Below are 9,798 nucleotides of genomic sequence, written 5' to 3'. Positions count from 1 at the left end.
AACCCACACGGTAACTATAGGTGTAGTCACCCCTGCAACGCCAAAAGCCCCAGGCATCGCTACACCAACACTTGATACCCATACAGGTAAGATTACCGTGCCTAACAACACTCCAGCAGGTACATATACGATTGTATATCAAATTTGTGAGAAGTTGAACCCAGGTAATTGCAGTACCGCCACGGTAACTATAGTAGTTCACAGAACGCCAGCGCCAATTCCAGCAGCTGCAAATGATGAGGCAACAACCCCTATTAACACCCCTATTGTAATAGATGTGTTGCACAACGATACCCCTCACGGTACGGTTACCCCTCATATTACAACTATACCAACAAATGGCACAGCTGTAGTAAATCACGACAATACAGTAACATATACTCCAAATACTAATTTTGTAGGTATAGATACCTTTGTGTATGAAATCTGTAATACCGATGGAGTATGTGTGAGCGCTACTGTAACCGTAAAAGTGATTAACGGTTTAACCATTTATAATGCTATAAGTATCAGTGGAAATTCTCAAAATGATCACTTCCACATCGGTGGTATTGAAAACTATCCTAATAATACAGTACGTATTTTCAACCGTTGGGGCGTAAAAGTATTTGATACAGAAGGTTACGACAATGTGCGCAATGTATTCAAAGGCTTCTCTAATGGTAGAGTAACGGTAGAAGGTAGTGAAAATCTTCCACAAGGTACTTACTATTATATCATCGAATATATAGATGAAAATGGTCAAAAAGAATCTAAAGTAGGTTGGTTATACCTCAAGAAATAGAAAATAGAAATTAAAAAATAGAAAATAGTAGTTGGTTATCAAAAAAACTAACTACTATTTTTTATTAACAAATCAACTAATTGACTAATTGACAAATTATTTGTACCTTTGCCCCAAGATTAATGAACCTTATAAAAACAAATAAAAAAATGAAACCTTATCTGTATCTTTTACTATTCTTGCCCTTAGCAATTTTCTCTCAAAACCTCCCTTATGAAACACCTGCTTTCAAAGCAATTGAAAAAAAATTCAAAATCGAAAAACGTCAAGTTTATTGGGACTTCTATAACACACAAGCTGTACAAGGCGACTCTCTGTATCAGCTCATCACCTTTCCAATTGTTAAAAGAGAACAGGGCGCTGTAAAAATAGATTTGTATGTGATAAACTACCATACAGCTAAACAGAAAATAAAATCCTATTACAAAGGTGAAAACCAATGGTCTATAGCCGAAGACAACGCTTTGAGAGGCTTAGAAATAGTACCCCACCCCCAACAACTGAATACTAAAACTCCCGCTTACCAACTCAGAGCTTTCTTTTCTAATAGTGTGCGCTATAACCCTACCGGACGAGAAGAGCTACTTTGGTTGATACCCAAAGGTAAAAAACTTCATAACATATTTACAGCCAATGTAATGACTTATTCAGGAAAGATAGAAGGTGGTGAACTTAGTGCGGGGCACATCCCTTGTAATGGCTCTAAAGAAGAAACTACCAGCCATTTTAGCATTCTACCTCATAAGGTATACGGTTTTTTTGCCCTGATGGAACACCGCACTACCAATCAAATACATATCGTTCCCGATGCCGAAGGTTTTTGTAATGAAGAACTCTCCGCCAAGCAAGAAACTATGATAGAATGGCAATACAACAAAAAAGAAAAACACTACAAGCCTATTAACGAATTGGCAAATTAACAAATTATTACTAACTTTGCACGCTCAAAAAAGACTTACATCATTATGCCACGCATTTACTATAGAGAAAAGAAACTACACGATGTACCCCTGAAAAACGAGGTCATTACAGTCGAATTATTTGATAAAATTATAGCACTCAGCGCCTTCATTCCCGAAGATGCGCTCCAAATTTTTGAGCTCCCTCAAAAAAAATCTACCTTTGCTTTTTGGAATAATAACAAATCTTTTAAACACGCTGTGGTTTGGAATACCGAAAAGCCTCATACTACCTATGAATACGGCGATTTCTACCTCCCTAAAGCTATCGTTTTCTTCGATGTGAAAGATGCCTATTTCCCATCCGATTACTACTTTATAGTAAATATCAACGGACAGTTAGAGCTCGGCTATAGCCGCGCTGGCGCAAGTACCGCTTGGTATGAACAACCTCAATTGTGGCATAAGGTTACCAACCCTAAAATCATTAAACGATTTGAAAAAAGCATTCAAGCTCTTCATAACCTTTTAACAAAAAATCAATAATGGGTTTTGTTGCTACTATCCCTTTTTGGGCACTCTGCATAGCAACGGGTTACTATTTTTTCAATAGAAAACCCGATAACAACTTGCACTATAGCAGTCCGCGTTATATGCCCGAAAAACGGAAGCTGTACATCGCTAAATTAAAGAAATACGTAGGAGTAGTATCAGTGTCTATAGGGCTATTGTTTTGCCTAACTTTTTGCCCTTTTCTACTTTTTGAGTTGTTGGATATGCCTCATTCTTTTTATGAAAATTTACTTCTTTATACCCAGCAGCATCCTTTTATAGTCTACCCTACTGCAGCAGGATTTTTAGGATGGTGTATAGCCTTATATTTTCACGACAGTCGAAATATTAAATACTTACAAAAGCTATTAGAAGCAATGAGCGATGCTGATTACGAGCGTTTTACCCAAATGATGCAGTTGATAAACTTCGCTCAACGCTATTCGCCTTTTGTAGTGATTTGCCAAGAGAAAGCCTACTTTATGTCGAATCTTAGTGAGGGAATTCCGCTGACGAATATAGTGCATTTAGAATGGAAATGTCGGCAAGAACACCACAGTCGTTCAAAAAAAGGTAATAGACTAATAGAAGAAGCCTATATCTACACCCGCCAGCAACCTAATACCCCCATCACTGTAACGATGCCCAAAGCTCAATATCGCTTCTTAGAGCGCGCTTACCGCGAGGTAAATTGTTAATTATTAATTGTTAATTGTCAATTGTTTTGTACCTTTGCCGCCTGAAATTATAGGCAATCAAAAATGGTTGGCAAATTTTTTGTTGCTACACTGATAATCACTCTTTTTTAGAGTATGTTGTAGGAAAGCCAGCGATAGCTGGGTATGTGCTGCAAACGCCCATAGCAATAGAACTTTTTGAACACTCCCATTACCAAATCGACAAATTGACAAATCGACAAATGTTTACAACTGAATATGATGTGATAGTAGTAGGCGCAGGGCACGCAGGTGCCGAAGCTGCTGCTGCCGCCGCCAATATGGGCGCACAAACCCTCCTTATTACTATGAACCTCCAACATATAGCCCAAATGAGCTGCAACCCCGCTGTGGGAGGCATCGCCAAAGGACAAATAGTGCGTGAAATCGATGCGCTGGGCGGCTATATGGGTATTATTACCGATAAAACGGCTATCCAATTTAAGATGCTCAACCAGTCCAAAGGGCCTGCAATGTGGAGTCCGCGCGCACAATCCGATCGTATGCGCTTTTCCGAAGCTTGGCGCTTACAGCTCGAAAGTCTCCCTACTCTCGATTTCTTCCAAGGTATGGTAAACGACCTGCTTATCGAAAAGGATAGGGTAGTGGGGGTACGCACCTCTTTAGGGGTTACTATCAAAGCCAAAAGTGTGGTGCTCACCAATGGTACTTTCCTCAATGGGGTGATGCACATAGGGCTTAAACAGTTCGGCGGCGGTCGTGTAGGCGAGCCTGCTGCTCACGGACTTACCGAATGTCTCGTGCAACACGGTTTTGAAGCTGGTCGTATGAAAACCGGTACACCACCTCGTGTAGATGCTCGTTCTCTCGACTTTACCAAGATGATTCCTCAACCAGGTGACGAGCATCCTCAAAAATTCTCTTTTTCCTCTGAAACAAAACCTCTTGCCGTACAAAAAGATTGTTATATGACCTACACCAGCGAGCGCGTACACAATATCCTTCGTACGGGCTTTGACCGCTCGCCTATGTTCCAAGGAATTATACACGGCGTAGGACCTCGTTATTGTCCTTCAATCGAAGATAAAATCAACCGTTTTGCCGATAAAGAACGTCACCAGCTGTTTGTAGAACCCGAAGGCTGGCATACGGTCGAAATGTATGTCAATGGCTTTTCAACCTCTTTGCCAGAAGAAGTGCAATATGCTGCCCTTAGTCAGGTGGCAGGCTTTGAGAAAGTGAAATTCCTCCGCCCTGGTTATGCCATTGAATACGACTATTTCCCACCTACCCAACTCAAACATACACTCGAAACAAAACTGATAGAAAACTTATACTTCGCCGGACAAATCAACGGAACTACAGGCTATGAGGAAGCTGCTGCTCAAGGATTGATGGCAGGCGTGAATGCTGTATTAAAAGTGCGCGAACGCGAGCCTTTTGTACTGAAACGCGACGAGGCTTATATAGGAGTTCTCATCGACGACCTTATCACCAAAGGTACCGAAGAGCCTTACCGTATGTTCACCTCACGTGCCGAATACCGTACCCTCCTCCGTCAGGATAATGCCGATAGCCGCCTTACTCCTCTGGGGTATGAAATAGGTACGGTAAGTGAAGAGCGTTACCGCGCTTGGGAAACCAAAAATTGCAAAGTAAACGACTTTATTACCTATATAAAGGAATTGAGCGTTACCCCCGACGAAGTGAATCCTATTCTCGAAAAATACGATTCATCACCAATGAAACAAGGTGATAAACTCCAAAAAGTACTCTCACGCCCCGATGTGACCCTCGCCGATTTTGAGTCTATAGACCGCATTGCAAGCTATATAAAGAAAAATAACCTTAATGAAGAAGAAAAAACTTGTGCTGAAGTAGAAGTTAAATACGCAGGTTATATAGAAAAAGAACGCAATAACGCCGATAAACTGAACCGCTTAGAGAGCGTGCGTATTCCTGATAATTTTGATTACGATAAAATTATCTCCCTCTCTTTCGAAGGACGTGAAAAACTAAAGAAAATACGCCCTGCAACCCTTTCTCAAGCCTCTCGTATCAGCGGTGTTTCTCCCGCCGATATTAGTATTCTATTGATATATATGGGAAGATAAACTATTGCTAATTTAGGATTATTCAAAATAATTTTCGTACCTTTGCCCCCGTTATTCTAAAAACAGAGATACGATAATGTTTTTATCACCTAAAAATATCACCTTTTTATTAGCGTCATTTTTTGCAACTCAACTCTTCTCTCAACCTGTTGAAGAAAAAGTCACGCAACTCAGTGAGGTTGTGCTCACAGGACAATCACCTATCAAGCAAGTGCAAAAAGCAGCTTACAACGTGGTGGCTATCGAAGCTCAACAGCTCCGCAATCTCAACAGCAATGCTGCCGATATGCTTGCCCGTGTATCGGGAGTGAAGATGCGCGAAACCGGTGGGGTAGGGGCAGAGGCGAATATCAATCTCAATGGCTTTACGGGGCGTCACGTGCGTATCTTTATCGATGGGGTACCTATGAACGAAGCTAATGCCTCTTTTCGTATTAATAATATTCCCGCTGAACTTATCGAACGTATCGAAATTTACAAAGGTGTGGTGCCTGTTACTTTTGGTGCCGATGCTCTTGGGGGCGCTATCAATGTAGTAACACGCAAAAGCCGATACAACTATGGCAATCTATCCTATACTTTTGGTTCTTTCAACACCCATAAAAGTACCTTAAATCTCGGGCAATTCCTCACCGATAACATCAGTGTAGAACTCAATGCTTACCAAAATTACTCCGATAACAGCTATAAAGTATTTACTGAATATCTCGACCTCCAAACAGGCTCTTACTCCAAAGAAAAACGTTGGTTCAAACGCTTTCACGACCGTTATCACAACGAGGCTATCATAGGTCGTGTGAATATTTTCGATGAAAAATGGACTGATAAACTTTCTTTTGCGCTCAATTATAGTCAAGAGGATAAACAACTCCAAAATGCCAACCTAATGCAAAAAGTCTTTGGAGGTAAGTACCGCAAATCTCATAACTATTCATCTTCAGTAGAATATGAGAAAAAGAATATCCTCAACGGTCTCTCTTTCTTCCTTACAGGGCGTTATGATTTTACCACCACTCAAAATGTAGATGAAGAAGCTCGCCGTTATAGCTGGACGGGTGAGTATGAACCAATGGTTACTCGTGGTGAATCGCAACTTCAAAATACTATTTTTGAAGGTAAAACGGGCTATATTACTTCACACTTAGACTATCAACTCAATGAAAAACACTCTTTTCAACTCACACACACCTTCAGTAATTACACTCGGCGTAACAAAAATATGCTCATTACCAACTATACCCTCGATTCCGATTTTATGAGGCGTGTCAATGAGAAAAATATCTCTGGATTATCATATAAGTTTACCCCTTCCGAGCGTTGGAATATATTAGCTTTCGGTAAATATTACAATACAGCTGTAACAGGTCCAGTGATTGTTACTGGATATGGAAGTCGCGCGGTATATGAAGAAGAAACTCATCACACTCAGGCTTGGGGTTATGGTGGGGCGACTACTTATCAGCTCTTAAAGCCTCTACAAATCAAACTCTCTTATGAAAAGAGCTTCCGTCTACCTACTGATACCGAACTCTTTGGCGATGGCGATTTAGAAATTGGCAACTATAAGCTCAAACCCGAAAATAGCGATAACCTGAATGTAAATCTCTCTTATCAACCTGCGTTCAAAGTGCATTCATTCTTAATAGAAGTGGGTTTTGCCTATCGTTATATCAAAGATTATATCATCAGAAGTATTATCAGTGCAGGAGCTAATGAAGGCTCCGCAGGAAGCCGAAATCACGATAAGGTACTCAATATGGGAGTCGATGCTACCCTGCGCTATTTCTTCTATAAAGATGCTTTTTCAGTAGGTGGCAACTTGTCTTATATGAACTTGCGCAACAAAGAAGAATTTACTGAAACAGGTCGCCCTTCTGCTATCTATAACGACCGTTTGCCCAATATGCCCTATCTATTTGGCAACGCCGATGCTACTTGTAATATAGAAAGCCTCATTGCTAAACGCGACAGACTATCACTAAACTATAATCTCTTTTTCACCGAAGAGTTTTTTACCTCGTGGCAAAGCGAAGGAACAAAAATTAAAGTCCCTCGCCAACTCTCACACGACGTGAGTCTTACCTACTACACTCCTAACAAACGGTTAAGTTTTTCCGTAGAAGCCAAAAACATCACCGATGAATTGTTGTACGATAACTACAGCCTCCAAAAAGCCGGTCGCGCTTTCTATGCCAAACTCTCCTACCGATTCTACTAACCCCTAATTTCTAACAACTAATTTCTAAATATATGTATATCAATTTTCAAACATTCAAAAAAACGCTACTTGTAGGCTCATTAGTTAGCTTCGTAGCCCTTACGTCTTGCAAAAAAGACGATAATACTCCAGTTCCTCCTCCTTCTGCAGAGGGAGCTAACTTCTTCATCGATGCTGGAGGAGATCAAAATAAAACTCGTTATCTATTGGTCGCTAAAAACGTAGAAAATGGTGAACTCCCTCTTTCTGCTAACCAAGAACAATTCAAAGAAGCTAATGGTTATTTCTGGCAGTTCAACAAGAACACAGCAGTAGGTCTATCCTATGGCTTTAAAGGAGCTGGTATCGGTATTTCTTACGAAAAAACAGCTCAAGGTGTAAAACATCTTACTGATTTTGACGTAGCCGAACGTGCCACCACTTTCGGTTTCTTCAGTGATTATTGGATAACTGTAGTAGGCGGACAAGAATACGAAGGCAAAAAAGACGGTGCAACCTTCAACTTCCGCAATGCCAACAATTATACCAAAGCTTTTACCAAAACTATCCATACAGCAAATCTTCTTCCTGAGATGAACACCTCCTCTTCTACTCAAGAAATTGTGTCGTTTGCTGGTATCTTAGACAATGGTAACGGTGAGTTCTTCAGCGGTATGATAGTTTCTGATTACAAAGATGTACAAGTAGCTCAAGGTTCAAGCACTGGTAAAATCCACAATCCCGATGTAGTATATGTAGGGGTACTCGATAAAGACTTGAACCTCAAACGTAGCTATAAAAGCGATAAGCTCAGCTATAGCGCAGGTCGTTTCAAATCTCAATATTTGTTAGAAATGGGTAAAGCCGATAATGGCGATGTATATGTGTTCTCAGGAGCAATTGCTAAGAATCCTCCTAAAGTAAAAGCTCCTCAAACCCCCGATGTTGCTTCAACAAAACCTGCAGGTGCTTTGCGTATCAAACAAGGTGCTACCGACTTTGATGCCTCTTACTTCTTTGATATTTCTGCAGTATCCAATAACGGAATCTTCCGTCGTGTATGGCATATTACTGGTAATAAGTTCTTGCTTGAGTTCTTTAATGATGCTTCAAAAGCTGCCCTCAATGGAGTAGATGTAAACCGCTTTGCTATTGTAGATATGGAAGCTAAATCTTTCAACTGGGTAACCGGACTGCCAGCTCTCTCTGATTTTGCCAATATGACGTCAAACCCCGTAGAACTTACTGTCTATAATGGTAAAGTCTATCTACCAGTAAATGTAAAAAACAGTGACCCTGCTATCTATGTAATTAATCCTGCTACCAATGTAGCCACCAAAGGTCTCACTGTAAAAGGTGCTTCTTTCATCAACGCTATCGGTCGCTTTAAATAACAAAACAAAAAGGTGCTTGGAAAACAATCTCTCTAAGCACCTTTTCTATTTTTACTTTTCACTTTTTACTTTCTTCAGCCATTTCTCGGTATTTCTCAAATACTTCTCACTCGGCACAAACTTATAATGTAACCTTTTAGAAAGCGCCTCATACCGCTGCTGGATAACTGCTGGATTCTCCTCAATATCGTTGCGATCGATGAACATCTCTGCAAAAAGCCTCCGCATCAAATCCATATTTCCTACCACTTGTATTGTGCCGTGATTCTCGTTGGGGTATTCAACAAAATAAGTCTCCAAATTCTTAAAATCTCCCTTTGTCGCCATTGCTTGCACCGCCTCTATCGCCTCCCGATGCCTACTGCGTCCATTGTTGCGCACCTTCTTCCCCGAATACGATAAATAGAATATCCGATGTTTAAAATCTTTTCCTTTATTCGCTTCGAACAACCGTTCTCCATCGTTTTTCCCCCACCACAAACTCGGGTCGTGTGCAATATAAGCATTAAACAACTCTGTATGTTTGTTAAGAGCTGAAACCACCGCCAATCCACTCAATGAGTGACCTACTAAAATGCGAAAATCACTACATCTGTATTGCTTTTTAACCAAAGGAATAAGCTCATCAGCCATAAACTGCCAAAAGCGGTCACTATCGCTCCCAAAATCCCTTTCACGCTGAGTGTTTTCAATTCCAATGACAATCATTTCAGGCACATTAGGAATCCCCTGAGCCAACTTCTCCATTAAAGTACTAAAATAATTAAAATTCGTCTCCCCATCCAGCAGATACACCACCGGATAATCTGCTGTTTTCAAGGTAGAATCATAATATGAATCAGGCAAATACACACTTATAGTACGCGTTTCACCTAACACTTTAGAAGAAACCGATAATTGTTCACCTATACAAATAGAAGTCTGCCCTTGAACAAAAGAGCAAGCTAATAGCCAAAATATAAAAACTCTTTTCATTATTGATTTATATAAATATAGGTGCAAAGATATTAAAAAAATATCAATTACTCAATTATTCACCCCTCCCATCACTCCCTCAAAAAAAGTCCACCACTTCCATCACCACCAAATTCCCCCCTCTCTTTCTCTAAATCTCAGTCCTTCCGAGTTTCTCCTAGTCCCTCCGAGTTTCTCTCCCACCGCTCCCACCCCATCCCCACCCG

Annotated in this window: 8 protein-coding genes; 7 read left to right on the top strand and 1 reads right to left on the bottom strand. The window is 40.6% G+C overall.

Annotated features, from left to right (window positions below):
* The 7 genes from I7X29_RS14980 to I7X29_RS14950 all read left to right on the top strand — a co-directional run.
* On the top strand, positions 1-784 hold a 784-nt coding region (locus I7X29_RS14980), incomplete at its 5' end, for a T9SS type B sorting domain-containing protein (protein WP_198475830.1).
* Between the two features lie 149 nt (positions 785-933).
* A complete protein-coding gene (locus tag I7X29_RS14975) occupies positions 934-1,704 on the top strand; it encodes a hypothetical protein (protein ID WP_225883789.1) in 771 nt (256 codons plus the stop codon).
* A gap of 45 nt (positions 1,705-1,749) precedes the next feature.
* On the top strand, positions 1,750-2,229 hold the full coding sequence (locus I7X29_RS14970; protein ID WP_198467221.1) for a hypothetical protein: 480 nt from the start codon (positions 1,750-1,752) through the stop codon (positions 2,227-2,229).
* A complete protein-coding gene (locus tag I7X29_RS14965; RefSeq protein ID WP_198475828.1) occupies positions 2,229-2,933 on the top strand; it encodes a signal peptide protein, YSIRK family in 705 nt (234 codons plus the stop codon). The genes I7X29_RS14970 and I7X29_RS14965 overlap by 1 nt, the downstream gene beginning before the upstream one ends.
* 221 nt (positions 2,934-3,154) lie before the next feature.
* Positions 3,155-5,026, top strand: a complete 1,872-nt coding sequence (mnmG, locus tag I7X29_RS14960) for a tRNA uridine-5-carboxymethylaminomethyl(34) synthesis enzyme MnmG (RefSeq protein ID WP_198475826.1) — start codon at positions 3,155-3,157, stop codon at positions 5,024-5,026.
* A 76-nt stretch (positions 5,027-5,102) separates the two neighbouring features.
* Positions 5,103-7,244 carry a TonB-dependent receptor gene (locus I7X29_RS14955; RefSeq protein WP_198475824.1) on the top strand — a complete coding sequence of 714 codons (2,142 nt, stop codon included), beginning with the start codon at positions 5,103-5,105 and terminating at the stop codon, positions 7,242-7,244.
* Positions 7,245-7,276: 32 nt separating this feature from the next.
* Positions 7,277-8,617 (top strand): DUF4374 domain-containing protein, encoded by a 1,341-nt coding sequence (locus I7X29_RS14950; protein ID WP_198475822.1) that lies wholly within the window; start codon positions 7,277-7,279, stop codon positions 8,615-8,617.
* 51 nt (positions 8,618-8,668) lie between these two features.
* Here I7X29_RS14950 and I7X29_RS14945 read toward each other — a convergent pair whose 3' ends face one another.
* The gene (locus I7X29_RS14945) at positions 8,669-9,592 is read right to left on the bottom strand and encodes an alpha/beta hydrolase (protein ID WP_198475820.1); all 924 of its coding nucleotides are present in this window, start codon (positions 9,590-9,592) and stop codon (positions 8,669-8,671) included.
* Positions 9,593-9,798 lie beyond the last annotated feature (206 nt).

Source organism: Capnocytophaga periodontitidis (assembly GCF_016126015.1).
Taxonomy (GTDB): Bacteria; Bacteroidota; Bacteroidia; order Flavobacteriales; family Flavobacteriaceae; genus Capnocytophaga; species Capnocytophaga periodontitidis.
The sequence above is the reverse complement of the archived record's forward strand: the minus strand, read 5'-3'. Positions and strand labels throughout refer to the sequence as shown.

What these genes read in the sequence shown, in the direction of transcription:
- I7X29_RS14950 (WP_198475822.1), top strand. Translation starts at nt 7,277, where the DNA reads ATGTATATCAATTTTCAAACATTCAAAAAAACGCTACTTGTAGGCTCA.
- I7X29_RS14955 (WP_198475824.1), top strand. Translation starts at nt 5,103, where the DNA reads ATGTTTTTATCACCTAAAAATATCACCTTTTTATTAGCGTCATTTTTT.
- I7X29_RS14965 (WP_198475828.1), top strand. Translation starts at nt 2,229, where the DNA reads ATGGGTTTTGTTGCTACTATCCCTTTTTGGGCACTCTGCATAGCAACG.
- I7X29_RS14975 (WP_225883789.1), top strand. Translation starts at nt 934, where the DNA reads ATGAAACCTTATCTGTATCTTTTACTATTCTTGCCCTTAGCAATTTTC.
- I7X29_RS14945 (WP_198475820.1), bottom strand. Translation starts at nt 9,592, where the DNA reads ATGAAAAGAGTTTTTATATTTTGGCTATTAGCTTGCTCTTTTGTTCAA.
- I7X29_RS14970 (WP_198467221.1), top strand. Translation starts at nt 1,750, where the DNA reads ATGCCACGCATTTACTATAGAGAAAAGAAACTACACGATGTACCCCTG.
- mnmG (WP_198475826.1), top strand. Translation starts at nt 3,155, where the DNA reads ATGTTTACAACTGAATATGATGTGATAGTAGTAGGCGCAGGGCACGCA.